23 protein-coding genes and 1 other RNA gene are annotated in these 25116 nt (G+C 64.7%); 11 read left to right on the top strand and 13 right to left on the bottom strand.

From position 1 onward, the window contains the following. Window positions 1–3: 3 nt before the first annotated feature. Window positions 4–1098 carry an AbrB family transcriptional regulator gene (locus C8J36_RS02795; protein WP_132532386.1) on the top strand — a complete coding sequence of 365 codons (1095 nt, stop codon included), beginning with the start codon at window positions 4–6 and terminating at the stop codon, window positions 1096–1098. A 63-nt stretch (window positions 1099–1161) separates the two neighbouring features. Then, a complete protein-coding gene (locus tag C8J36_RS02790; RefSeq protein WP_132532383.1) occupies window positions 1162–2004 on the top strand; it encodes an aldo/keto reductase in 843 nt (280 codons plus the stop codon). Window positions 2005–2120: 116 nt separating this feature from the next. Here C8J36_RS02790 and ilvN read toward each other — a convergent pair whose 3' ends face one another. Genes ilvN through C8J36_RS02770 form a run of 4 tightly spaced genes read right to left on the bottom strand, consistent with a single transcriptional unit; the run spans window position 2121 to window position 5258 of the window. Continuing rightward, the gene (gene ilvN, locus C8J36_RS02785; protein ID WP_062474084.1) at window positions 2121–2693 is read right to left on the bottom strand and encodes an acetolactate synthase small subunit; all 573 of its coding nucleotides are present in this window, start codon (window positions 2691–2693) and stop codon (window positions 2121–2123) included. A 19-nt stretch (window positions 2694–2712) separates the two neighbouring features. Beyond that, entirely contained in the window at window positions 2713–3120 is a 408-nt protein-coding gene (locus tag C8J36_RS02780; protein ID WP_132532380.1) for a type II toxin-antitoxin system VapC family toxin, read from the bottom strand. Continuing rightward, entirely contained in the window at window positions 3101–3415 is a 315-nt protein-coding gene (locus tag C8J36_RS02775; protein WP_132532377.1) for an AbrB/MazE/SpoVT family DNA-binding domain-containing protein, read from the bottom strand. Before C8J36_RS02775 ends, C8J36_RS02780 begins: the two co-directional genes overlap by 20 nt. Before the next feature lie 55 nt (window positions 3416–3470). After that, window positions 3471–5258: an acetolactate synthase 3 large subunit gene (locus C8J36_RS02770; RefSeq protein ID WP_132532374.1), complete on the bottom strand. Its 1788-nt coding sequence runs from the start codon at window positions 5256–5258 to the stop codon at window positions 3471–3473. Between the two features lie 356 nt (window positions 5259–5614). Between C8J36_RS02770 and C8J36_RS02765 the strand changes: the two genes are divergently transcribed. Then, window positions 5615–7681: an ATP-binding protein gene (locus C8J36_RS02765; protein ID WP_132532371.1), complete on the top strand. Its 2067-nt coding sequence runs from the start codon at window positions 5615–5617 to the stop codon at window positions 7679–7681. A gap of 28 nt (window positions 7682–7709) precedes the next feature. Here the strand turns inward: C8J36_RS02765 and miaA are convergent, their stop codons facing one another. Then, window positions 7710–8606, bottom strand: a complete 897-nt coding sequence (gene miaA / locus C8J36_RS02760; protein WP_132532368.1) for a tRNA (adenosine(37)-N6)-dimethylallyltransferase MiaA — start codon at window positions 8604–8606, stop codon at window positions 7710–7712. On the opposite strand from miaA, the gene serB reads away from it, so the two are divergent. Together serB and C8J36_RS02750 are read left to right on the top strand one after the other, a co-directional pair. After that, the gene (gene serB / locus C8J36_RS02755; RefSeq protein WP_132532365.1) at window positions 8605–9507 is read left to right on the top strand and encodes a phosphoserine phosphatase SerB; all 903 of its coding nucleotides are present in this window, start codon (window positions 8605–8607) and stop codon (window positions 9505–9507) included. The two genes, miaA and serB, sit on opposite strands and share 2 nt — an antisense overlap. Next, window positions 9504–10049, top strand: coding sequence for a GNAT family N-acetyltransferase (locus C8J36_RS02750; RefSeq protein ID WP_132532362.1), 546 nt, complete (start codon window positions 9504–9506; stop codon window positions 10047–10049). The genes serB and C8J36_RS02750 overlap by 4 nt, the downstream gene beginning before the upstream one ends. A gap of 43 nt (window positions 10050–10092) precedes the next feature. On the opposite strand, the gene C8J36_RS02745 is transcribed toward C8J36_RS02750, so the two are convergent. After that, window positions 10093–11739, bottom strand: coding sequence for a DegQ family serine endoprotease (locus C8J36_RS02745; RefSeq protein ID WP_245506432.1), 1647 nt, complete (start codon window positions 11737–11739; stop codon window positions 10093–10095). Window positions 11740–12030: 291 nt separating this feature from the next. On the opposite strand from C8J36_RS02745, the gene C8J36_RS02740 reads away from it, so the two are divergent. Further along, window positions 12031–12249 carry an alkylphosphonate utilization protein gene (locus C8J36_RS02740; protein WP_132532359.1) on the top strand — a complete coding sequence of 73 codons (219 nt, stop codon included), beginning with the start codon at window positions 12031–12033 and terminating at the stop codon, window positions 12247–12249. A 49-nt stretch (window positions 12250–12298) separates the two neighbouring features. Here C8J36_RS02740 and C8J36_RS02735 read toward each other — a convergent pair whose 3' ends face one another. The 5 genes from C8J36_RS02735 to C8J36_RS02715 all read right to left on the bottom strand — a co-directional run bounded on the left by C8J36_RS02735 (window position 12299) and on the right by C8J36_RS02715 (window position 16498). Next, window positions 12299–12685, bottom strand: a complete 387-nt coding sequence (locus tag C8J36_RS02735; RefSeq protein ID WP_062592534.1) for an ACT domain-containing protein — start codon at window positions 12683–12685, stop codon at window positions 12299–12301. A gap of 242 nt (window positions 12686–12927) precedes the next feature. Next, window positions 12928–13869, bottom strand: a complete 942-nt coding sequence (locus tag C8J36_RS02730; protein ID WP_132532356.1) for a protease modulator HflC — start codon at window positions 13867–13869, stop codon at window positions 12928–12930. Continuing rightward, window positions 13866–15008 (bottom strand): FtsH protease activity modulator HflK, encoded by a 1143-nt coding sequence (hflK, locus tag C8J36_RS02725; protein ID WP_062592530.1) that lies wholly within the window; start codon window positions 15006–15008, stop codon window positions 13866–13868. The genes C8J36_RS02730 and hflK overlap by 4 nt, the downstream gene beginning before the upstream one ends. Window positions 15009–15152: 144 nt before the next feature. After that, on the bottom strand, window positions 15153–15707 hold the full coding sequence (locus C8J36_RS02720) for a dihydrofolate reductase (RefSeq protein ID WP_132532353.1): 555 nt from the start codon (window positions 15705–15707) through the stop codon (window positions 15153–15155). After that, complete coding sequence (locus tag C8J36_RS02715; RefSeq protein WP_132532350.1) at window positions 15704–16498, bottom strand: thymidylate synthase; 795 nt, start codon at window positions 16496–16498, stop codon at window positions 15704–15706. The genes C8J36_RS02720 and C8J36_RS02715 overlap by 4 nt, the downstream gene beginning before the upstream one ends. Before the next feature lie 340 nt (window positions 16499–16838). Here C8J36_RS02715 and C8J36_RS02710 point away from each other — a divergent pair, with 340 nt between their 5' ends. From C8J36_RS02710 to C8J36_RS02690, 5 genes are all read left to right on the top strand, one after another. Next, window positions 16839–17717: a transglutaminase family protein gene (locus C8J36_RS02710; protein WP_132532347.1), complete on the top strand. Its 879-nt coding sequence runs from the start codon at window positions 16839–16841 to the stop codon at window positions 17715–17717. 84 nt (window positions 17718–17801) lie between these two features. Further along, window positions 17802–18202, top strand: a transfer-messenger RNA (tmRNA) gene (ssrA, locus tag C8J36_RS02705). Between the two features lie 200 nt (window positions 18203–18402). Continuing rightward, window positions 18403–18924: an SspB family protein gene (locus C8J36_RS02700; protein WP_132532344.1), complete on the top strand. Its 522-nt coding sequence runs from the start codon at window positions 18403–18405 to the stop codon at window positions 18922–18924. Between the two features lie 6 nt (window positions 18925–18930). Continuing rightward, on the top strand, window positions 18931–19140 hold the full coding sequence (locus tag C8J36_RS02695; RefSeq protein ID WP_132532341.1) for a DUF4169 family protein: 210 nt from the start codon (window positions 18931–18933) through the stop codon (window positions 19138–19140). Window positions 19141–19210: 70 nt separating this feature from the next. Further along, the gene (locus C8J36_RS02690; protein WP_132532338.1) at window positions 19211–19438 is read left to right on the top strand and encodes a ribbon-helix-helix domain-containing protein; all 228 of its coding nucleotides are present in this window, start codon (window positions 19211–19213) and stop codon (window positions 19436–19438) included. A gap of 113 nt (window positions 19439–19551) precedes the next feature. Here the strand turns inward: C8J36_RS02690 and C8J36_RS02685 are convergent, their stop codons facing one another. Together C8J36_RS02685 and C8J36_RS02680 are read right to left on the bottom strand one after the other, a co-directional pair. Beyond that, window positions 19552–23373, bottom strand: a complete 3822-nt coding sequence (locus C8J36_RS02685; RefSeq protein WP_132532335.1) for an AsmA-like C-terminal region-containing protein — start codon at window positions 23371–23373, stop codon at window positions 19552–19554. Window positions 23374–23571: 198 nt separating this feature from the next. Then, window positions 23572–24981, bottom strand: a complete 1410-nt coding sequence (locus C8J36_RS02680) for an FAD-linked oxidase C-terminal domain-containing protein (protein WP_132532332.1) — start codon at window positions 24979–24981, stop codon at window positions 23572–23574. Between the last annotated feature and the right edge of the window lie 135 nt (window positions 24982–25116).

Genomic DNA, 25116 nt, shown 5'->3' with positions numbered 1-25116 from the left:
CCGATGACGTTGCAATCCGAGAAAAGCAGGACCGGGCTTGGCCGGCGTTCGCGACGCGTCCAGTGGTTCCTGCTTCTCGCCCTCTCCATCGCCGTCGCTGCGGCCCTCGAAGCGCTCGGCATACCCGCGGCGCTCCTGATGGGTCCGATGGTCGCCGGCTGCATTCTCGGCCTCAACGGCAGCACGATCCGCCTCCACCGCGCGCTCGTTCTGTCCTCCCAGACGCTGATCGGCACGATGATCGCGGGCTCCATCACCGCCGATATCGTCGGCACTTTCCTCAGCAACTGGCCGCTCTTTCTCGGCATCGTCGTCTGCGTCATCACCATGAGCACGCTCAGCGGCTACCTGATCACCCGCCTCAACGTCCTTCCCGGCACGACCGCCATCTGGGGCTGTTCGGCCGGTGCCGCCACCACGATGATGGTCATGGCGGAGGCCTATGGCGCCGATGTCCGGCTGGTCGCCTTCATGCAATATCTGCGCGTGGTCTTCGTCGCCGCCGCCGCCGCTCTCGTCGCGCGCTATTGGGCTGGACTGGACGGTGCCACCGCCACGATCGTCTGGTTCGAGCCGATTGCGGCCCTGTCCCTGGCCCAGACGCTTGCCGTCGCCGTCTTTGGCGGCACGCTCGGCTGGTATCTCCGCATCCCCGCCGGCGCCCTCCTCGTGCCCTTCCTCATCGGCGGCCTGCTCAGCGTCACCGGCAGCGTCCACATCCATCTCCCCGAATGGCTGCTCGCGATCAGCTATGCGGCCCTCGGCTGGAACATCGGCCTCGGATTTACGCGACCCATCCTCGCGCATGCCCGTCGGGTGCTCCTGCCCACGGTCGCCTCCATCCTCGTGCTGATGGGCATTTCCGGCATCCTCGCGTTCATCCTGACCCGCACGGCCGGCATCGATCCGCTGACCGCCTATCTCGCGACCAGCCCCGGCGGCATGGACTCGATCGCCATCATCGCGGCCTCCAGCAATGTCGATATCGCCTTCGTCATGGCCTTGCAGACGGCTCGGCTGCTGATCGTCATGGCCATGGGCCCGCCGCTGGCCCGCTTCGTCGCCAAGCGCGCCGGCGCGCGGCCAAACCTCGGCTGACGCCTCTTCCGCCCGGCAGACACAAGCCTATATCCTCGCTCACCAGGAAGAGAGGACGCCCCGATGCCCGCGACGTTGACCAGCACCATATTTCCGAACGGAACCTCGGTTCCCGTGCTTGGCCAGGGCACGTGGCACATGGGCGAAAACGCAGCCGCGAGATCCCAGGAAGTCTCAAGTCTCCGGCTCGGCCTCGATCTCGGCCTGACGCTGATCGATACGGCGGAGATGTATGCGGATGGCGGCGCGGAGCGTGTGGTGGGCGAGGCCATTGCGGGCCGCCGCGGCGATGCCTTCGTCGTCAGCAAGGTCCTGCCGTCGAACGCGTCGACATCCCGGACGCTGCGGGCCTGCGAGGACAGCCTGACGCGGCTCGGCACCGATCACATCGACCTCTACCTCCTGCACTGGCGCGGCGGCACGCCGCTTTCGGAAACGCTGGAGGCCTTCGAACGCCTGCTGAAGGACGGCAAGATCCGCGCCTGGGGCGTGTCCAATTTCGATGTCGACGACATGGAGGAAATCGAGCAGCTGGCGCCGGGCCGGGCGGCGACCGACCAGGTGCTCTACAACCTGTCGCGCCGGGGCATCGCCTTCGATCTCCTGCCCTGGTGTGCCGCAAAGCGCATGCCGATCATGGCCTACTCGCCGCTGGACGAAGGCCGTCTGCTCGGCAACGCCACGCTGCATCGCGTCGCAGCAGCACATGGCGCAACGCCGGCCCAGATCGCCCTCGCCTTCGTGCTGGCAACGCCGGACGTGATCGCGATCCCGAAGACCGGCCGGCCGGATCGCATCCGCGAGAACCTGGCCGCCCTCGATATCCGGCTGACGGACGAGGACAGACTGGCGCTGGACGCCGCCTTCCCGCCGCCCTCGCGGAAGCGACCGCTCGAGATGATCTGAAACGACAAAGCCGCCCACCTTTTCGGACGCGCGGCTTTATGGGTTCGAAGAATGGATCAGGAACCGGATTCGGTTTCGCGGGAAAACGCCTCAAGGCCCTGACGGTAGGCGTGTTTTTACATTCCCTGCGCGCCGCGGTTCATGGCGGCGATGCCCGTGCGGCAGACTTCCAGCAAGCCGAGCGGCTTCATCACGGCGACGAATTGGTCGATCTTCGACGACTTCCCCGTGATTTCCAGAATGAAATGCTCGACCGTCGCATCGACCACCTTGGCATGAAAAGCGTCGGCCAGACGCAGCGTCTCCGCCCGGTTCTCACCGGTGCCCTTGACCTTCACCAGTGCCACCTCCCGCTCGATCGGACGGTCATGCCCGAGAGAACCGGCACGCACCGTCAGATCCACGACGCGGTGAACCGGCACCAGCCGTTCGAGCTGCGACTTGATCTGTTCGAGCACATGCGGCGTCCCCCGCGTCACGATCGTGATCCGCGACAGATGCGCCTCGTGTTCGGTCTCCGACACGGTCAGGCTCTCGATATTGTAACCGCGCCCGGAAAACAGCCCGATCACCCGCGCCAGCACGCCCGGCTCGTTGGCCACGAGGACGGACAGCGTGTGCTTCTCCGCGATCTCGGTTTCCTTGGCGATGAAATAGGCAGAGCCGGTCGGCTGTAGGTGGGCGTTCATGAGATTGGGTCCGTTTCCTCTAGAGTAGGTCTGCCAGTTCGACGCTGGCATTTGGCGAGTGCCGTCTTGCCCGCCGCACGAGATCGCGGTCGAAGGTGACGAACATGGTAGCCTCATCACTGAGGCAGAGATGCAGGGCGTCCGCGAGATCCATTCCGGCCTCGAAGGCTGCAAGAGCCTTCTCGATGCCATTTCGTTCAGCAATCACGAAGTCGTGTGATGCCATAATCGCTTGAAAGAGATGCATGACGCGACTGCGCGAATATTTCGCAACACTCCGAAGAACCCATTCTGTTTCGAGAAGAACGGTGGGGATGATCACGACGCGATGAGACTGCAGAAGCCGCGCCGCACGTTGCCATTGATCACTGCCGTCTTTCAGAAGGATCCGAAAGAGAATATTCGTATCAATCGTGATCGTTGTCATGCGACTGCCGATTCACTTTCTCAAATCGACGTTTTGCTTCCTCCAGAACCGCCTCGTCGATCACGGCTTGCGTCACATCGATAGCGGGTCCTTCATAGGATGGAATCCGATCCAGAAACTCCGCCATGCTCAGTGTTTTCTTCTCCGGCGCTGCCGTGCTTTGAACGGGAACAGCGATCATCCGTCCGTCGCTCGTCGTCAGATCCAGTTCCACGCCGGGAATGAGGCCAAGCCTCTCTCGCACCTCAAGAGGGAGATGCAAGTCGCCAGCTTCCGTAAGTCTCACTCTCGCCATCGCCCTCACCTTTTCAAACGGGACGCGGCCAATCTACCGCGTCCCGTCCGTGCAATCAAACCAGCTGGCGGCCCTTGGCGTCGATCGCGGTGGCGACCGCTTCGTCGGTGGCCTCGTCCGGCAGCAGCATCTCGTTGTGCGCCTTGCCCGAGGGGATCATCGGGAAGCAGTTGGCAAGATTGGCGACGCGGCAGTCGAAGATGACGGGGGCCGGGCTGTCGATCATCCGCAGGATCGCATCGTCCAGCTCGCCGGGCTTGTCGCAGCGAATGCCGACGCCGCCATAGGCTTCCGCCAGCTTGACGAAATCGGGCATCGCCTCCGTGTAGGAGTTGGAGAGACGATTGCCGTGCAGCAGCTGCTGCCACTGGCGCACCATGCCCATATACTGGTTGTTCAGGATGAAGATCTTGACCGGCAGACTGTATTGCACGGCGCAAGACATTTCCTGGATGCACATCTGGATCGAGGCATCGCCCGCGATGTCGATGACGAGGCTGTCGGGATGCGCGACCTGAACGCCGATCGCAGCCGGGAAACCATAGCCCATCGTGCCGAGCCCGCCCGAGGTCATCCAGCGGTTCGGCGCTTCGAAGCCGTAGAACTGCGCCGCCCACATCTGGTGCTGGCCGACTTCCGTCGTGATGTAGGTATCGCGGTCCTTCGTCAGCGCATGCAGGCGCTCGATGGCATATTGCGGCATGATGACGTCGGCGCTTTGCTTGTAGGACAGCGACTTGCGCCCCCGCCAGCGGGCGATGTCGCCCCACCAGTCGTTCAGCCGCGCCGTGTCGAGCTCGGCCGATCCGGCGTGCCAAAGGCGAACCATCTCTTCGAGAACGCGGCCGACATCGCCGGCGATCGGGACATCGACGCGAACGATCTTGTTGATCGAGGATGGGTCGATATCGATGTGGATCTTCTTGGAGTTCGGCGAAAACGCGTTCAGCCGGCCGGTGATCCGGTCGTCGAAACGCGCGCCGATGCAGATCATGACGTCGGCATCGTGCATGGCCATGTTGGCCTCGTAGGTGCCGTGCATGCCGAGCATTCCGAGCCAGTTGGTGCCGGAGGCGGGGTAGCAGCCGAGGCCCATCAGGGTCGAGGTGATCGGAAAATTCGTCAGCGAAACCAGCTCGCGCAGCAACCGCGTCGCCTCGTCGCCCGAATTGATGACGCCGCCGCCGGAATAGATGATCGGACGGCGTGCCGTCTTCATCAACGCGACCGCTTCCTCGATGCGGCGGATATCGCCATCCATCTTCGGCTGATAGCTCGTCTGGATCGGAACGGCCGACGGCGGCGTGTAGGTGCCCGTCGCGAACTGGATATCCTTGGGAATATCGACCAGAACCGGACCGGGACGACCGGACTTTGCGATGCGGAACGCCTCGTGGATGGTCGCTGCCAGCTCGTTGACGTCCTTGACCAGCCAGTTGTGCTTGGTGCAGGGCCGGGTGATGCCGACCGTGTCGCACTCCTGGAAGGCGTCGGAACCGATCAGCGAGCTCGGAACCTGGCCGGACAGGCACACGAGCGGGATCGAATCCATCAGCGCATCCTGCAGCGGCGTCACGGCATTGGTCGCGCCGGGGCCGGAGGTGACGAGCATGACGCCGACCTTGCCAGTCGAGCGGGCATAGCCCTCGGCCATATGGCCCGCGCCCTGCTCGTGACGGACGAGGATATGCTTGATGTCTTCCTGCTGGTGGATCTCGTCGTAGATCGGGAGGACGGCACCGCCGGGATAGCCGAAGATGACCTCGACGCCATTGTCCTTGAGCGCACGCAGAACGATCTCCGCGCCCGTCATCCTGTTCTCGTCCCTGCTCGCTTCATCCATTTCGCTCTTCCCGCCCGACATGTCTTGGATCCTGTGCTCTGCTTGTTCGAAGGCATAAAAAAAGGCCCCGTCAGGAGCCTTGGTTTGCGCATGGGTGGCTATCGCCGGATGGTTACACCATCCTGCCCATGCGCGATCCCACCACAAGAATGATTGCTTGAATGTTCATGGGGCGCACTGATACCGGCATTCGGCCAGGTCGTCAACGGTTTTTACACCTTTGCCGCGATCATGCCCGAGCGCGTTCCATCTGCGGCGATGCCGATCCGGTCAGGCCGCCCCGCATGAAAATAGCCGATGAGAAACATCTTCTTAAAGTCCGACGCTTACATTCCGAAACGTAAGCGAGGTACTACGTGGTGAACAACGAACTTCAGGCCGAAGGCCGGACAGCGGAGGCGGACAGGCGCGATACGGTCGCCCGGGGCAATCGCTTCCTCGGTCGCGTCATCGCCTGCAACGGTTCCCGCGCGACCATCGCCGCACTGGCCGAAAATGGCGAAACGTCGCTGACCGAACTCTGGTCGGTCGGGCGGCTCGTGTCCATCACCGTCGGGACCAATCGGGTCGTCGCCCTCGTCTCTTCCATGCGCACGAGCGACGACAACTGGGCGGAACAGCAGGACAATGTCTTCCGCATCGACGTGGAACTCGTGGGCGAGGTGCGGGTCGATATCGACGGGCGCGAGGCATTTTCCGCCGGCATCAGCCAGTACCCCTATCTTGGCGCCGTCGCCCACCGTATCCGCACCGCCGACCTTGCCCGCATCTACGACACGGGTCGCGGCGGTTGCTTCACCATCGGCCAGTTGACGCAGGACGACAGCCTGGACGCGACGATCCACATCCCCTCCATGCTGTCGAAACATTTCGCCGTCGTCGGCACCACCGGCGTCGGCAAATCCACGGCCGTCACGCTTCTCCTGCGAAAGGCGATCGAAGCCGACCCGAAGCTGCGAATCCTGATCCTCGATCCCCACAACGAGTTCGCCGCCGCCTTTCCCGACCATGCCGTCGTCATCGACACAGACACGCTGGACCTGCCCTTCTGGCTGATGCGGCTGGAAGAGTTCGCGGAAGTCGTGTTCCGGGGACGCTCCGCCATTGCGGAGGAACTCGACATCCTGCGCGATCTCATTCCCGAGGCCAAGCGAGGCTTCAAGGGCGACGGCGGCGTGATGCGGCGGCAGACGGAGAAAAGCTCCCTGACGGCGGACACGCCGGTGCCCTATCGCATCGCCGACCTCATCGCACTGATCGACGAGCGGATCGGTCGTCTGGAAGGGCGTGGGGAGAAGCCGTCGCTCCGGTCGCTGAAGGTTCGCGTCATGGCAGCCGTCAACGATCCGCGCTACACCTTCATGTTCTCGTCGAACACGATCAACGATACGATCCTGGAAACGATCGCGAAGATCTTTCGCATTCCGGGCGAAGGGCGCCCCATCACCACGTTCCAGCTGGCGGGCATTCCCTCGGAGGTCGTCAATTCGGTCGCCTCCGTCCTTTGCCGCATGGCCTTCGAGATCGGGCTCTGGAGCAATGGCGGCGTCCACATGCTGGTCGTCTGCGAAGAGGCGCACCGCTATGTGCCGTCGGATCAGTCCCTCGGCTTCCTGCCGACGCGCCAGGCCATCGCCCGCATCGCCAAGGAAGGCCGGAAATACGGCGTCTCGCTCGGCATCATCACGCAGCGTCCCGGCGAACTGGACCCGACCATCCTGTCGCAGTGCTCCACGGTCTTTGCCATGCGCCTCTCCAACGATCGCGACCAGGACATCATCCGCTCGGCCATCCCGGATTCGTCGGTCTCGACCATGAGCTTCCTCTCCTCGATCGGAAACGGCGAGGCCATCGCTTTCGGCGAAGCGGTCTCGGTGCCGATGCGCATGCGCTTCGCGCGCATCCCGGACAACCGCCTGCCGAAGGCGGCCGGCGGGTTTGTGAAGGCCGACGACGAAACGCCGGCCAATGTCGATCTGCGCACCATCGTCGCGCGCATGCGCGCGAGTTCCATCGGCGAAACGGCGTCGTTTGCGGCCCATTCGGCGGCGGGCGGCGGGTTCTCCGCCGGGGAACCACTCGCTCCGCCGTCCCTTCCCGACCGCGCTGCGGAGTGGCCAGACACGTCGACCCGATCAGACACGGCGACCCGATCGGACGCACGAAGCCCGACGGACAGGCTCGAAAGCTACCGCCCGGACATGCTGCCCCGCGTCGAACCGCAATATACCGATCCCCTGTCGAATCCCCAGGCCGACCGCTTCAATGCCTATCGTCGGCAGATCCTCGGCGGCGAGGCGGACGCTTCAGCCCCAACCGCCCCAGCACCGCAAGGGCTCGATGACGCTGCCGCCTCGATGCGGGCGCCATCGCTGCGCGAAAGCCTCCTCCGCAAACCGCTCGGCAGCATGATCCGAAAATAGTGCACCCACCGCGCCATCCGTCCCATCGTCACGGCACGACGCGCTGCCAGCTTTCATCCAGCTGGTTGCGAAACCAGGTCATCTGCCGCTTGGCATATTGCCGCGTGGCAGCCGATGCGGTCTCGATCACGCCGCGCCGGCCCATGGTTCCCTGCAGCATCGCTGCGATCTGCGGCACGCCGATCGCCTTCATCGCCGGCAGATCGGGCGCCAGATCGAGCGCGAGAAGCGTTTCGACCTCCTCCACCGCACCCTGTTCCAGCATCGCCTCGAACCGCCGGTCGATGCGCCGACGGAGTTCGTCGCGATCCGGCAGGACGACGATCTTCAGCGATCGATCCGGATCGACCACCATCGCGCCGCGCGCGTCCTGGAAGCTGCGGATCGACCGGCCGCTCGCCGCGAAGACCTCGAGAGCCCGCACGATCCGCTGCCCGTCCCCGGGTCTCAGCACAGCGGCGGTCTCAGGGTCGATCTTCGCCAGTTCCGCGTGGAGCACATCAGCCCCTTCCGCAAGGAGCCGCGCCCGCAGGGACGAGCGGATCGCATCGGGAACGGCCGGCATATCGGAGAGGCCGCCCGTCAGCGCCTTGAAATAGAGGCCGGTGCCGCCGACGATGACGGGAACCTGTCCCTCCGCTCGCAGATCTTCGAGCAGCGCCGTCACATCCCGAAGCCACTCGCCGGTGGAATAGCTGCGGCCGGCCGGCACATGCCCGTAGAGCCGGTGCGGTACGCCGTCCATATCCGCCTCTGCCGGTCGCGCGGTCAACACACGGAGCGTGTCGTAGACCTGCATGCTGTCGGCGTTGACGACCACCCCACCATGCGCCTGCGCCAGCTGGACGGCGAGCGCGGACTTGCCGCTGGCAGTCGGTCCCGTTATCAGGATCGTGTCCTGTCCTCTTTCAAGGTTTTTCATCATGGCTCTCGTTGCCACGCTTGTCGCCAATCCGTCAAATCCGGTGCTGAGCGCGGCCCTCGGTGAAAAGGCCGCAGCCGCCGTTCAGGCGTCCGGTCTCTATTGGCTGGCCGATGGTATCGCCTGCGATATCGCGCTGCGCGACGGAACCGACCCGGTCGAGGCCGCGCGGCAGTTGCGCGACGCTGTCGACGGATTCGCCGTCGATGTGATCGTGCAGGATGCGGAAACGCGGCGCAAGCGCCTGCTGATCGCCGATATGGATTCGACCATGATCGGTCAGGAATGCATCGACGAGCTCGCCGCCGAAGTGGGCCTGAAGGACGAGGTCGCCACCATCACCGCGCGTGCCATGAACGGCGAAATCGCCTTCGAACCGGCTTTGATCGAGCGCGTGGCCCTGTTGAAGGGCCTGCCGGTCGGCGTCGTGGATGAGGTGATCGCAAAGCACATCACGCTGACGCCCGGCGGCGTGGAGCTGGTCGCGACCATGAAGGCAAAGGGCGCCTATACCGCGCTCGTCTCGGGCGGCTTCACCGTCTTCACCGGGCCCATCGGCAAGAGGATCGGCTTCGACGAAAACCGTGCCAACCGGCTGAACGTCGCGGACGGCGTGCTCGACGGCACCGTGGAGGAACCAATCCTCGGCCGGCAGGCCAAGGTCGATGCGCTGATCGACATCACGCAGCGGCTCGGGATCACGCCGGAGGACGCTATGGCGGTCGGCGACGGCGCAAATGACCTCGGCATGATCAAGCTTGCCGGCTCGGGCGTCGCCCTGCACGCCAAACCCGCCGTTGCCGCCGAAGCCAAGATCCGCATCGACCATGGCGACCTCACGGCGCTCCTCTACATCCAGGGCTATCGCAAGACAGATTTCGCCCGGCCGGCCGACCGGCCATGATCGTCACGGAAACCGAACGGCTGCGCCTGCGCAACTGGGAATACCGGGATCGCGATCTCTTCTTCGAGATCAACAGCGACCCCGAGGTGATGACGTTCTTCTCCTATCGCCGGACCCGCGCAGAGGCGGACGCGCTGTTCGACCGGAACCGTCAAACGATCGCCGACACCGGCTTCGGTTTTTACGCGCTCGCCCTTAAGGAAACCGATGAAGCCTTGGGATTTTGCGGTCTGGCTGCGGTGGATCTCAGCCCGATTCTGCCAAGCGGCACCATCGAGATCGGCTGGCGCATGGCGCGCCGCCACTGGGCGAAGGGCTATGTGACGGAAGCGGCCCGAGCGCTTCTTGCCTTCGGATTCGAGACCCGCGGGCTCGGCGAAATCGTCTCCTTCGCCGTGCCCGGCAACCACCGCTCGATTGCCGTGATGGAGCGTATCGGCCTGGTTCGCGACGCCGATGCCGACTTCGACCATCCGCGCGTGCCCGCGACGCATCCCCAGCTGAGGCGTCACGTGCTCTATCGCGGCACGCGACCGGTTTAGCCTATTTCGCCGGAGGCGCATCGGCCTCCGGCGCGCGCGCCGGCTATTCGATGCGCACCGTTACGAAGCGCAGCTCGCCGGTCTTGTTGGAGATCATCAGCAACGCATTCCGGCGCCCGTCCGCCTTCAGCTCTTCGATCCGCGCGGTCACGTCCTCCGGCGTCTTCATGGCTTCCTGACCGATTTCGACGATCACGTCGCCGGCCGCAATCCGGCGTTCGGCAGCAGCCGAACCTTTCTCGACCTCGGTGATGACGACGCCCTCGATATCGTCGGCGATGCCGAAGCTGCGGCGGTTCGGGGCCTCCAGCAGCGCCAGCTTCATGCCGAGCACCTCGTCGGATTTCGGCAGTTCGGCGGCGGGCGGTTCGGCTTGATCCGTTCCCTCCTGGCTGCCCGGGCTGCCCGGGCCAACATTGCCGTCTTCGCCCCCGTCCGCCGGCGCATCGTCGGATGATGGCGCCGTCTCTGCATTCGCGACATCGGCATCCTCGAGCCGGCCGAGCGTGACCTGCACGGTCATCTCCTTGCCGTCCCGGATGACGATGACGTCCACGGCCTTGCCCACCGGGCTTTCCGCCACCACGCGCGGCAGATCGCGCATTTCCGCGACATCGCGGCCGTCGAACTTGGTGATCACATCGCCGGTCTTGATCTCGCCCTTCGAAATCGGCCCGCCCTCGATGATGCCGGCCACCAGGGCGCCGCGCGGCGTATCCATGCCGAGGCTTTCGGCGATGTCGTCGGTCACGGGCTGGATGCGGACGCCGAGCCAGCCGCGCCGGGTCTCGCCGAAATCCTTGAGCTGGGTGATCACGTTGGAGGCAAGCTCGGTCGGCACGGAAAAGCCGATGCCGATCGAACCGCCGGACGGCGAGATGATCGCGGTGTTGATGCCGATGACCTCGCCCTTCATGTTGAAGAGGGGACCGCCCGAATTGCCGCGGTTGATGGCAGCATCGGTCTGAATGAAATTGTCGTACGGTCCCGCATTGATGTTGCGGCCGCGGGCCGAGATGATGCCGACGGTCACCGTGCCGCCGAGGCCGAACGGGTTGCCGATCGCCATCACCCAGTCGCCGATCCGCATCGCGCGGCTGTCGCCGAGCGGCACGGCCGTCAGCGGCTTCTTCGGCTCGACCTTGAGCACCGCAAGGTCGGTCTTCGTGTCGGTGCCGATCAGCTTGGCCTTCAGCTTCGAGCCGTTGGCGAAGTTGACCTCGATATCGTCGGCGCCCTCGATGACGTGATTGTTGGTGACGATGTAGCCGGTGGGATCGATGACGAAGCCGGAACCGAGCGATTCGACCTTGCGACCGGGCGCACCCTGCCCGTTCTGCCCCTTGAAGAACTCGTCGAAGAAATCCTGGAACGGCGACCCCTGCGGCACCTTCGGCATCGGCGCGTCGTCATCCGTCTTGACGTTCTGCGAGGTCGAGATGTTGACGACGGCATCGAGCAGCCCTGCGGCGAGATCGGCCACCGAGTCCGGCCCCTGCGCCGTGCGTCCGGGCGGGGCGATGGAGGGCGATGGCTGTGGCGGAACCGGAAGCGGCCCCGCGGTCCCCGCCGTCGGCGGCGTGATGGGCTTTGCGACCTGCGCTGCGGCCTCGAAAGGCGCCGTCAAAACGAGAGCCGTCGACAGGGCAAGCGCCGCCGTCCGGGTGAAGCTGGAGCGGTGTGATCCCATGAAGTCCTCGTTTCGGAAATTAAGCCGTCGGTTCGCTCGCACCTTATCGGCCCGATGTCGGAAGGAAAAGCCTCGGGCGGGACAGACGAACCCTGCGAGCGCAGATAGCAGCATTGGTGAAGCGAAGATAAGGCGCACACCCGACGCGTCCAGTCATCTTTTCGTTATGCCGGGACGGAGAGGAAATCGTCGTCCGATCCCGTCTCGGAGGCCCTTGCACAGGCGACCGCCGCCCTTCATAAGCGACGAAACAGATACGCGGGCGCCCGGCGCGCCGGAGAGGATGGACGCATGAGCATCGTCGTCAGGGACAGCAACGGAACAGCGCTCGCCGAGGGCGACTCGGTGACGCTGATCAAGGACCTCAAGGTCAAGGGCACGTCGGTCACGCTGAAGCGCGGCACGCTGGTCAAGAACATCCGCCTGACGGACGATCCGGCCGAAGTCGAGTGCAACGCGGAAAAGGTGAAGGGTCTGGTGCTGCGCACCGAATTCCTTAAGAAGGCCTGAGCGCAGCGTTCCCACATCCTCTGCGGGCGTCAGGGTCCGGCATCGGGCCTCAGACCATGACCTCGTGGCCGTGGGTCTTGAGCGCGGCGACGGCTTTTTCGAGGTCGGAGCCGAGGATGAAGATATAATCGGTGCTGAAGGTGGAATTGGCGAAAAGGCCGACACCGGCCGTGGAAAGCGGCTCCAGAACCGAGGAGAGAATGCCCGGAATATCGAAGGCGAAGTGTTCCTCGATCCGGAGACACCGCCAGCCGTTCGAGGAGATCACCCCGGTCGGCACGCGCGCGGCGCGGCAGACGAGCGTCATTTCCTCGCGCGACGAGGAGACCGACCAGAAACCGGCGCCCGGCAGCCACTCCGGCAACGGCGAGCCGACATTCAGGCGGGTGATCGAATATTCGGCTTCAACCAGCCGGATCAGCAGTTTGCGAGACATTCATACCCCTCGAGACGCCGGCGCCCGAGCAAGGGTCTTCTGGAGACGCCTGACGGGCAGCAAGCGCGGTGGACGCAACGTCTGCTGCGCGAAGGCAGCAGGCCAAACCATTCGATCAGGGCCGGACGCGAAAGGTGCGGAGCCCTGCTGGCCTTGCCCTGCCATCCCCAGCGCATGCCGTCAAGAACGAAGGGGCCGGCATCGCTGCCGGCCCCTTCTTTTATCGTGTCGTTCGCTCTCGCTCAGTTCGCAGCAGGCGTGGCCGGAGCCGCCGCCGGTGCCGGTGCCGCCGGCGCCTGGGGAGCCCCCTGCGAGCTGTTGAAGTAGCGGAAGAACTCGGAGTCCGGAGAGATGACCAGGGTCGTATCCGGGCTTGCGATCGCGGCACCATAGGCCGTCATCGAGCGATAGAACTCGAAGAAGCTCGGATCGCGGGCGAACGCATCGGCGAACACGCGGGTCCGCTCGCCCTCGCCTTCACCGCGCAGGATTTCCGCATCGCGCTGGGCGTCGGCCACGAGTTCGACGACCTGACGATCGGCGATGGCGCGGCGGCGCTGGCTTTCTTCCTTGCCGCGGGCACGGATGAGTTCGGCTTCGGCAAGCCGCTCCGCCTTCATGCGGTCGAAGGTCTGCTGCGACACTTCCTGCGTCAGGTCGGTCCGGCGAATCCGGACATCCTGAATGTTGAGGCCGAGCGATTCGGCATCGTTCTTCAGGTCGGCGCGGACTTCCCGCATCATCGAAGCACGCTCTTCCGACAGGGCCGATTCGAACCCGCGAAGACCATAGACGCGGCGCAGCGACGAATCGAGACGCGTGCGCAAGCGGGCTTCGGCCGAGGTCCGGTCACCGGAAACGGTTTCCCGGAAACGGCGCGGATCCTGGATGCGGTAGACGACGAAGGCATCGACCTCGTAGAACTTACCACCGGAAACCTGAACGCGGATGTTGTCGAGGTCGAACCGCAGGGCCTGGTCTTCGACATACTGGACGCGATCGGCATCCATGAAGGCGAAGGGCAGCTTGAAGTAGAGGCCCGGCTCGGTCTTGACGTCCTGGATCTGACCGAAGCGGACGACGACCGCCTGCTGGCGTTCGGTCACGACGAAGACGGAGGAGTAGACGGCCATCAGAATGACCGCGAAAGCGATCAGGAAATAAGGAAGACGGCTATTCATCAGTTGCTTCCTCCGACCTGCGGGGCCGGCCGGCCGATTTCGGTGAGCGGCAGATAAGGCAAGACGCCCTGCCCGTTCTTCTCGTCCAGAATGACCTTCTTGGACTTGCCGAGAACCTCCTGCATGGTTTCCAGATAGAGGCGCTTGCGCGTCACGTCGGGAGCCTGCGCATAGGCGTCGTAGACCGAGATGAAGCGCTGCGCCTCACCCTGGGCTTCCTTGACGACACGATCCTTGTAGGCCGCCGCTTCTTCGCGGTTCTGCGCCGCTTGGCCACGGGCCTGGCCGAGCACCTGGTTGGCGTACTGGTTGGATTCCTCGACGAAGCGATCCTCGTCCTGCTCGGCGCGCTGCACCTCGTCGAACGCATCGGCGACCTCGCGCGGCGGCGCCGCGTCTTCGATCGCGACCGTGTTGACGGAGATGCCGGCGCCGTAGGTGTCCATGGTCGCCTGGATCGTCGCCTTCACGTCCTGCGCGATCGCCTGACGGTTGTCGCGGAAGATGTCCTGTGCCGGACGACGGCCGACCACCTCGCGCATGGCGCTTTCGGCAACCTGCTGCAGGGTGTTGGCGGGATCTTCGACGTTGAAGAGATAGGCTTTCGGATCCGTGACCGAGAACAGCACCGAGAACTGGACGTTGACGATGTTCTGGTCGCCCGACAGCATCAGGCCCGCGGACGACGGATCGGCCGAAACGGACTTGCTGCCGATATTCTGCTGCTGCTCGGTGACCTTCACCAGTTCGACCGTTTCAAGCGGCCAGAAATGGTAATGCAGGCCCGGCATGGAAATCTCGTCCTTCGGCTTGCCGAAGCGCATCTCGACGCCACGCTCGTCCGGCTGGACGGTGTAGATGGAGTTGATCAGGATGAAGCCGACGATCAACAGGCCGATGATGGCCGCCACGCCGCCGTTGAAACCGCCGGGAACGACGTTCTTCAACTGGTCCTGACCCCGGCGCAATATCTCTTCGAGATCCGGGGGGCCGCCATTGCCGCGGCCACCGCCGCCGCCACGCGGACGGTTGGGACCTTGGCCCCAGGGGCCTTTGTTTCCACCACCGCCATTACCACCGCCGCCGTTACCGCCGCCGCCCCAAGGACCGCCGCCGCCGCCGTTCTGATTGCTCCAGGGCATTCATACCTCTTTCGTTAAACTCCCGCCTCCGGCAATCGGCGGAACCGACTGGGAAGTGAACCCGTTATAGGTATCGCCCCGAAGCCTTTCAACGCGCCGCGTCATAACTTTGGCGTTAACAAGGCGATTTCGTTCCGTTTATTCCTAAAGTTCGAGCAAACCATCGTGACCGGGCTCCGATGCACCCGTCCGCCGCCGCCATGTGGTGAACGTGACGGCGTGGCTGTCCTTCTCGGCCCTTGGCGCAGAAACCGCGGAAACCCTGTCGAAGACGGTGGGATCGATCGCGGGGAACATCGTGTCGCCATCGAGATCGGCGTCGACCACGGTCAGGTGGATGATATCCACAGAGGCCATCGCCTCCCGGTAGACCTGCCCGCCGCCGATGACGCAGACCTCGTCCACGCCGCTTTCAGCCGCAAGGTCCCGGGCGAGCCGCAGCCCCTCCTCCAGCGACCCGACGCGCGCAGCACCCTCCGCCACGAAACTGGTATCCCGCGTGATGACGATGTTCGGGCGGCCCGGCAGCGGCCGGCCGATCGATTGCCAGGTCTTCCGACCCATGACCACCGGACGCCCGAGCGTCAGCGCCTTGAAGTGCATGAGATCGGTCGGCAACCGCCAGGGCATGTCTCCATCCCGGCCGATGACGCCGTTGCGCGCGGCCGCGACGACGATGACGATCTTTGCCGCGCTCATACGGCGATCGGCGCCCGGATCGCCGCATCGGCCTCGTAGCCCACGAGCTCGAAGTCCTCGTAGCGAAATGCGAACAGGTCCTTCACATCGGGGTTGAGGCGCATCGCCGGCAACGCCTTCGGCGTCCGGCTCATCTGCAGGCGCGCCTGCTCGAAATGGTTGCTGTAAATATGCGCGTCGCCGAGCGTATGTACGAAATCCCCCGGCTTGAGCCCGGTCACCTGCGCCACCATCAGCGTCAGCAGGGCATAGGACGCGATATTGAACGGAATCCCGAGAAAGATGTCCCCGGATCGCTGGTAGAGCTGGCAGGACAGCTTTCCGTCGGACACGTAGAACTGGAACAGGCAATGGCAGGGCGGCAGGGCCATCTCGTCCACAAGGGCCGGATTCCAGGCCGAGACGATATGGCGCCGGGAATGCGGGTTGGTCTTCAATCCCTCGACAAGCTGGGCGATCTGGTCGATGTGCCGCCCGTCGGGTGCCGGCCAGGAGCGCCATTGATAGCCATAGACGGGACCGAGATCGCCTTCGGCATCGGCCCATTCGTCCCAGATGCTGACGCCGTTTTCCTTGAGATAGGCGATGTTCGTATCGCCGCGAAGGAACCACAACAGCTCGTGGATGATCGAGCGGAGATGCAGCTTCTTCGTCGTCAGCACGGGAAATCCGTCCGCAAGGTCGAAGCGCATCTGATAGCCGAAGACAGAGCGAGTGCCCGTGCCCGTCCGGTCGCTCCGGTCGGTGCCGGTCTCCATGACGTGGCGCAGGAGGTCGAGATATTGCTTCATGAGAGACGGATCCGCGAAATTCGAGTCCGACAAGGATAAGACCTGGCGCGCAGGCGCGATAGACCCCTTGCCCCGTTGTCCCCGCCCTTGGTTGTCCCGCCCTTGCTTGTCCCGACATCGGTTACCCACGCACAATCCGGTGTGGATCGCTGGCAAGATTCGTCTTATTCGGACGAAGTGAACAGGCCCTGAGCGCCGGTCACAGCCCTGACATTCGCGACATTTATCCTTTTCGAAAAAACGATGGAACCATTTCCCATGCCGCGTGTTCCCCGGCACCTCCCCGATCCCGTCCTCCGGGCACGAACCCCGCGCCATTCCTCGCCACGAAAGCACATCCATGACCGTCCGTTACAAGCTCGGCTGCACCCTCACCTATGAGGTGCTCGAACCCACCGTGTTCATCTTCAATGTCGAAGTCGCCAAGCTTCAGCGCCATCACGATCTGGTGGAAACGCTGACGATCAACCCCAAAGGACCCCGCTGGACCTATACGGTGCCGGAAGAGCAGAACCGCTACTTCAAGATCGACGTCGCCCCCGGCCCGCTTGAGGTCACCTATGCCGCAGAGGTCACGCTCGACGTCTTCCGCGCGGATCCCGCCACGATCAACGAGACGCCGCTGTCGGAGATCCCGCTCGACATCATGCCGTTCCTCCTGCCCTCGCGCTTCGTGTCGTCCGATCGTCTCGCAGCCTTCGCGCTGCGCGAATTCGGCAATCTGCCGAAAGGCCATGAGCGCGTGACGGCGATCTGCAACTGGATCTACAACAATATCGATTACCAGCGCGGCTCGTCCAACGGCCAGACGACAGCGGACGAGAGCCTGCTGCTGCGCGCCGGCGTCTGCCGCGATTTCTCCCATATCGGCATCGCGTTCTGCCGGGCGCTCGGCATCCCCGCCCGCTTCGTCAGCTGCTATGCCTATGGTCTGCGGCCGTCGGATTTTCATGCCGTCTTCGAAGCCTATCTCGATGGCCGCTGGTGGCTGTTCGATGCCACACGCCAGGCCAATCTCGATGGCCTCGTGCGGATCGGCGTCGGTCGCGATGCGGCCGAGATCGCCTTCTGCACGCCGTTCGGCCTGATGGACCCGGGTGCCGTGGATATCACGATCGAACATGCCGATGGCACGCCCGAAAAGCCCGGCCGGACGATCGACGCCATCTCCACGGACGACCGCATCGAGATCGCCGAGATCGAACAGGACGCCGCCTGACAAACGCGCGCGCGACCATGTCGTGATGCCATACGGAAAGGGCATCCCGCTTTTTGGCGGCGATGCCCTTTTTCGATGCGCTTTGCCCTTTTCATCGGCTGCGGGAACGCCTATATCTCCCCTGCCGTCGCAAGGCGGATATGGCAATAAACTGTCGGTGTAATAAACCTATTGGACCCGGGGGCGGTACCCGGCGCCTCCACCAAAAACCGGCCTGAAGGGTGACTGGAAACAGGACGCCCGGACGGCGAAATGCCTTGAGCGGCCGGCTTTTGATGGGGGCGAAATAGGATCGACAAGGGCGTAAAGATCGAACTTTTGCTCGGCATTGTACCACCGTTATCGGGCTTAAACAGTAGTTGCAAACGACAACTATGCGGAAGCTCGTCTCGCTGCTTAATCGCGGTGTGACACTTCAAATCAAGTCCTTCCGGTTCGCACCGTAAGGCGGGGTTCGGAGGTACCTGGCAACAGAAACCTCCACTTCTCCCCCCACATATCAGAATAAGCTCACGTCACGTCTGCACGACATCGGCGCGTCGAAGTCATTTCCCACAGGTAGACCGGCGCGCCTTGAAATCGTCCATCAATAGTGCAAATGGTTTGATGGACGACGCACGGTCGATCGCCGCTCACGTGGCAGACGGTCTTGCGCACTGAAACTTCTAGGCAAGACGGGGATCCGATGGGCCAGGACCATATCCGCTACGACATTCTCGCACAGGACGCGCTTCGGGGCGTCATCCGCAAGGTTCTGAGCGAAGTTGCAGCGACAGGTCACCTTCCCGGCGATCATCATTTCTTCATCACCTTCCTCACCGGCGCACCCGGCGTGCGCATCTCCCAGCATCTGAAGTCGAAATATGCCGAGCAGATGACGATCGTCGTGCAGCATCAGTTCTGGGAGCTGAAGGTCACGGAATCGCTGTTCGAAATCGGCCTGTCCTTCTCCGACACGCCGGAAAAGCTGGTCATTCCGTTCAACGCCATCCGCGGCTTTTACGATCCCTCGGTCAATTTCGAGCTGGAATTCGACGTGGCCGTCGGCGAGGACGAGGATGCGGAGACGGAATCCGCCGAGATCACGGCCTATCCCGGCGTCACCATAGAGCGTGACGAAGCGGCGGACGCCGAAGCGCCGAAGACCGAAGACGGCAAGCCGGGCGCCTCCGTCGTTTCGCTCGACGCGTTTCGCAAGAAGAACTGATCCGTCATGGCCGGCGACGTCGTCAATCTGCGCCAGTTCCGCAAGCAGAAGACCCGTAGCGACCACGAAAGGGCCGCGGAGCAGAACCGCATCACCTTCGGCCGAACCAAGGCCGAGAAGACGCTGACGCAGACGCTGAACGAGACCGCCGAGCGTCGGCTGGACCAGGGCCGGCGGGAGACCCCGTCCGGCATCGAACGGCCGAACGAAGATTGATCCGCTTTCCCTCCGTTCGCTCAATGATGCCGCACCCGAGACGGCCGTCCTGGCAATGTGGGCGTCACCCATGCTGAAAAAGCACTCCGCCACGCTCCACGGACACCGCACCAGTTTCTCGCTGGAAGACGTTTTCTGGGAGGAACTGAAGGACATCGCTGCCGCCCGCGCCATTCCCCTCGCCCGATTGATTGCCGAGATCGACGATGCCCGCTCGGCCGACAGCAATCTCTCCTCCGCGCTGCGGGTCCACGTGCTTGCCTGGGTCAAGGCACAGCGCGAGGCCACGCAGGACTGATGGCGGCTGCGCAGACGTGACGGTGGCCATGGGTAGCGCTCTACCAGCCGATTGCACACGTGCCGGGCCGCATCGGCGCATGACATTCGTGCCCGGAGCCTGCGCGTGCGCCCTTATTGCGGGGTGACGCCTGGCAGGGTCTGGAAATTCAGTCTGTCCGGGCTTGCTCCCGGCGAAGGCAGGGTTCCGCCACGCTCCACCTGATCGCCGGGATCGACCGGCATCAGACCGGGCTGGCGATCGTCTTCGGCAGCACGCGCCGCCGCGCGCGCGTCTGCGGCAGCCTTCTTTTCCGCGGCCTGTCGGGCCGCCTGTGCGGCGCGCTGGTCGGCAAGCGCCTTCGCCTCGGCAGCCGCCTTGGCGGCAGCGGCCGCACGGGTGTCTTCTTCCGCCTTCTGCCGGGCCGCTTCCTCAAGCGCCAGCACACGCCGCCGCTGCTCTTCCGCGGCACGCACCCGGTCGGCCTCCCGTTCTTCGGCCCGCGCCTTGTAGAGCGCGGCCTCCCGACGCAGGCGCTGTTTCTCCAGCACATTGGCCTGGAGAATTTCCACCCGCCGCCGCTCGCGCTCGAAGGCGCGCAGCGACAGGAAGCTCGCAATCTCCCCGGTCTGCAGCTGGAACCCCGGCGCATCCAAGGCACCGGTATAGGACAATTCGACCTCCGGCTCGGCACCGGCAACCGTCTGGTCGCCGGCATCGAAGAGAACCCAGAGGGCAGCGTTCAGCGTCTGGTCGGGGAGCGACACCTCGGCATCGCCGGTCACGGTCGCACCGTCGACCTTGGCGGTCACGTTCTGCGCCCGCAGCGTGCCCCCCGCGATGCTGAAGGGCACCTTGACCGCGCCGAGGGCGGCATCGCCGGACAGGATGGCCGGCCGGACGATCGGCTCCACCGCCGCCGGCGTGATCTCGCCTTCGATCCGGTCGGCGCCGGAAAGGATCGCAGGAAGCGCGCCGACATTCAGCCCGCGCACCGTGAGGTCCGAGAGGTTGGCCTCCCCCGATCCGCTCGCCGATTCGGCCATGGACGCCGCCGTCTTGCCGGAGGCTTCGAGCGCCAGCGACAGATCGAACCGCCCGTTGGCGACGGCGGCTCCGGAGGTCTTCCAGGCCGCAGCCGAGAGGTCGCCCCCGGCAAGGTCGAGCCGGGCCTGCAGGAAGCCGGATCCGTTGCCGTTGCCGAGCAACATCCGGCCGGACATCTTGCCGCCCAGCCAGTCGCCGGCCGCATCGGTGATCTCCAGCTGGTCGCCCTTCCAGACGGCCTTGCCGATCATGTTGGAAATGGCGCCGTAGACGCCCGGCCAGACCTGCTTGGCCGTGAGGTCGAGCGCGATGTCGTAACCGTTCCACGCCACGGGCGCGACCGGAGACGTCGCCAGCGTTCCCTCGAGCGGGTCGAGCACCGGCCCGAGCAGGCCATCGGCGGCCCAGGCAAGGTCCAGCGTGTCGATCGCCAGCTGCCCGGTCGCCTTGCCGGGGACGGTCCGATCGAAGGCGATCTGTCCCGTAAAGCCGTTCCTGTCGGCCTTGCCCTCCACAGCCGACAGCGTCACCGCCTCGGGCGTCACGGTCACATCGCTCTTCAGGCTCAGCGGCAGGCCCGTTCCCGTCTGCGGCAGCGCGATCCCCTGCACCAGCAGGAAGGGCTCGAAATCCTGGCTTTCGAGGGTCAGTTTGGTCTGGCCACTGAGGAACCGGTCCCGCGACAGATCGATCTCGCCGCTCGCATTCAGCGCCGTCTTCTCCGTGGTGAAGCTCAGCGTTCCCGAGGCCTTGTCGCCTTCCGTGCTCTGCAGCTTGATCGAGAGAAGGCCGTTCGCATCCGTATCGAACGGCAGCGGATCGAAACCCGCCTGTCCGAGCAGCGCCAGGCTGGACGGATTTTCGAGCGTGGCTTCCAGGAAGATGCCCTGCCCCGCCAGTGCCTGCGCGATCGTCGGCGCCTGGTAGTTGGCGGCCACGCGGCTGCCGCCGGCCGTGCCGACGATGCCGAAGGTCACGGGCGCATCGCCTTCGCGGCTGCCGGCCGTCAGCGTCACGTCGAGCGCCGCGTCGTTGTAATATCCGCCGCTGCGGGCAAGTCGCGCGAGGATGGGATGCGCCGCCGCATGCCGCTCGACCATCTGGAAGAACGCGGTCATATCAGGCGCGGCGATCTTCATCTTGGCGGACACGATCGGCGCCGCCAGCGTCCCGCCCATGCGCCCGGAGGCGGCGAGCTGCGCGCTGGCAATGTTGCCGATGGAGGCACGCTCGGCCTGCAATTGTCCGTTCTTGAGCGTTGCGACCAGTTGCACATCGCGCGCCTCCTCCCCGAAGGCCAGCAGCGTGTCGGCCGAGATATCGGCGGCGATCGTGTGCGACAGCAGCGTCTCATAGGACGCATCGCCGGCCACCAGCCCTGTCAGCGCCTGCAGCGCCTCGAGATCGATGCGATTGCCCTTCAACTGCACGGAGAGCGTCGGGGCAACGCCGTTCAGCGCCTGCCGCTCGACGCGCCCGTTCAAGGTGGCGGGTCCGACGGCCACTTCGAGACGTTCGAACTGCTGCAGCGTGTCCGTCAGGTTGACGGTCGCGGAAAAGCCGGCGGTGCGAAGGCGGCGGATCGCGGGATCGACGGAGCCGGCAAGCCAGGAGGCGAGCCCGGACGGCTGGTTGGACGCGACCAGCAGATCGCCGCGAAAGGCGCGCTGGCCGGACAGATTGAGCCGCCCCTTGGCTTCGAGCTGCGTCCGGCCCGGAAACTGCGCGACGGCATTGTCGACCATCCAGCCCGCCCCGTCCGGACGGAGATCGAGCCGCACGTCGCGGACGGTCGTGTCGCCGATGACGATCGCAGGGAGCTTCAGATTGGCTCTGCCTGGCACCTGGGGAATGGGAATATTGGCGATGATCTCCATCATCGCGGACAGCCGCTGGCGGATCGAGATCGCGGGATCGCGCCCCGTCTTGCCCGCAGCCCCGGCCTTGCCGCCGATCCGGCTGACGTCGATCTGCTGCCCGTCGGCAAGCAGCAGGAATTCCGGCGTCTTGCCGGTATCGAGCGTCGCCTCGCCGGTCACGAGATAGGGATCGTCCCGCGGGCCGACCTCGACACGGTATTCTGGCACGCGGATCCGGTCGTTGGTCAGCTCGAACTGTCCGTTGATCCGCAGGGCCGCCGCGTCGTCCTCCCGCTTCGGCGCGTCGGCGGGGCGGTTTTCCGTCATGGTGAACTTGCCCTGATAGACGGGGCGGAATTCGACCACCTTCAACTCGCCGTCGAGATCGACGCCGAAGGGTCGCTTGTCGGGCGTCAGCCGCGCCCGCAGCGGCAGGCCGCCGCCGTCCAGAAGCTCGCTGCTCGAAAAGGCGAAGCTGCCGGCCTCGCCATCGAGCGCCGCCCGCCCCTCGACCTTCCAGGGCCCGGCGAGCGTGCGGGCCGAGAGATCGGCGTTGAGCCCGGTCACTTCGCGCGTGCGACCGGTCTGCTCGTCGATGAACTCGATCTCGCCATCGGTGATCTCGACGTTTTCGAGGACGACGGTCTTGGCTGGTATGGCCGCACGGCGTCCACGCGCCCAGTCGAGCGTGCCATCCGGCAGAAGCCGCATCTTGGCCTTGGGCTTGTCCAGCCGCATGTCGAAGATCAGCGCCTCGCCGGACAGGAAGGGCGCAAGCTCGGCGTCCATCGAAAAACGTTCGACCTGCACGAGAGGTGCACCGGCCTCGGTTTCGCCGATGCGGACATCGCTGAGGGTTACCGAGGGAAACGGAATGAGCCGCGCATCGACGCTGCCATGCACGACCACCGGCTGCCCGATGATCCGGCTGGCCTCGCGCTCGAAATCCTTGCGGAAATCCGTCCAGTCGATGAACAGCGGTGCGATCAGCGCGGCAAACAGCGCGAGCACAAACAAACCGCCGACGATGACGAAAATACGTGAAAGCACCGAGCCTTACGTCCTGTCCGATCCTGCCACGCAGCCCCCCATGGGCTGGTGTATCCCCGTTACCCTTGCCGCCTTATGCGCCGCGTCATCCCGTCCGCGTCTTGCCGGCTGCCTTGCATCAAACAGTGGCCGTCCTCCCGTTGCGGGCGCGGCAGGGTGCCGTCGATGCAGTAGCATGGCGCAACGGCAAATTCTCGTTCATCCGTTAAAAATCTTGCCCGGGTTGAAGATTCCGGTCGGGTCGATCGCCCGTTTGACCTGCCGCATCAGATCGAGCGCATCCCCGAGCTCCGCTTCCAGAAACGGCATTTTTCCCTGCCCGATCCCATGCTCCCCCGTGCACGTGCCGTCCATGGCGAGCGCCCGCGCATTCAGCCTTTCCACGAAGGCTTCCGCCCGCGCGACGAAGGCGGCGTCCTTGTCGTCGAACAGAAGGCCGACATGAAAGTTCCCGTCGCCGGCGTGCCCGACGATGGGCGCGATGAGGCCGTTTTCCCTGATGTCCTCCCGCGTCGCCTCGACGCAGTCTGCAAGCCTGGAAATGGGCACGCAGACGTCGGTCGACAGCATGGCAAAGTCCGGCCGCAGCGCCTTCTGCGCCCAGTAGGCATTGTGGCGGGCCTTCCACAGGATGGCGCGTTCATCGGCATTCGAGGTCCAGCTGAAATCGCCGCCGCCGAAGGCCTCGACGATCTCGGCAAAGGCCGCCGATTGCAGCGCGACGCTTTCCGCGCTGCCGTGGAATTCGACGAACAGCGTCGGCTTTTCCGCAAGATGCAGACCGGAATAGGCATTGCTCGCCCGCACCTGCGTCTCGTCCAGAAGCTCGATCCGCGCGACGGGGATGCCCGACTGGATGGTGAGGATCACCGCATTGCAGGCGGCACCGACATCGGCAAAGGCGCAGACCCCGCCCGCGATCGTTTCAGGAATGCCGTGCAGCCGCAAGGTGACGGAGGTCAACACCCCGAGCGTGCCCTCCGCGCCGACGAACAGCCGGGTCAGGTCGTAGCCGGTCGAGGATTTGCGCGCCCGGTGCGCGGTGCGAATCTCGCGGCCATCGGCAATGACCGCGGTGACGGCCAGCACGTTCTCCCGCATCGTGCCGTAGCGCACGGCGTTCGTCCCCGAGGCCCGCGTCGATGCCATGCCGCCGATCGAGGCATCGGCGCCGGGATCGATCGGGAAGAACAGGCCGGTCGCGCGCAGTTCCCGGTTCAGCGCCTCGCGCGTGATGCCGGGCTCGACCGTGCAGTCGAGATCGCTCTCGTTGACGGAGAGCACGCGGTTCATCCGGCTCATATCGACGCTGATGCCGCCATGCGGCGCATTGACATGACCTTCGAGCGAGGAGCCCGTTCCGAACGGAATGAGCGGCACCCGGTATTCGCCGGCGATGCGAACGATCGCCTGGACCTCCGCGCTCGTTTCCGGAAACACCACGGCATCGGGAAGCTGCGCCGGAATATAGGTGGTGGTGTGCGCGTGCTGCGCGCGGATCGCCTGACCCGTCTGCAGGCGCTCGCCGAACGACGTCTTCAGCGCCGCAACTGCAGCGACGATCCCCGGCTCATTGCGAACGCCCGACCTGATCGCCTTCAGAGCCATCGACCGCATCCTCCAGCCCAGGCACGCTGACTGCGGTCCTGCTGAAATATCAAGGCCCTACTGTAGAATCCGGAATCACTTTGTCCAGCCTCTCCTTCACCGCGTGAAGGTCACCTTCCATTTTGCGAAACGCGT

The organism is Rhizobium sp. PP-F2F-G48 (genome assembly GCF_004342335.1).
GTDB lineage: Bacteria > Pseudomonadota > Alphaproteobacteria > Rhizobiales > Rhizobiaceae > Ferranicluibacter.
Note: the sequence above shows the minus strand (reverse complement) of the source record. Positions and strands in the feature narration are given on the sequence as shown.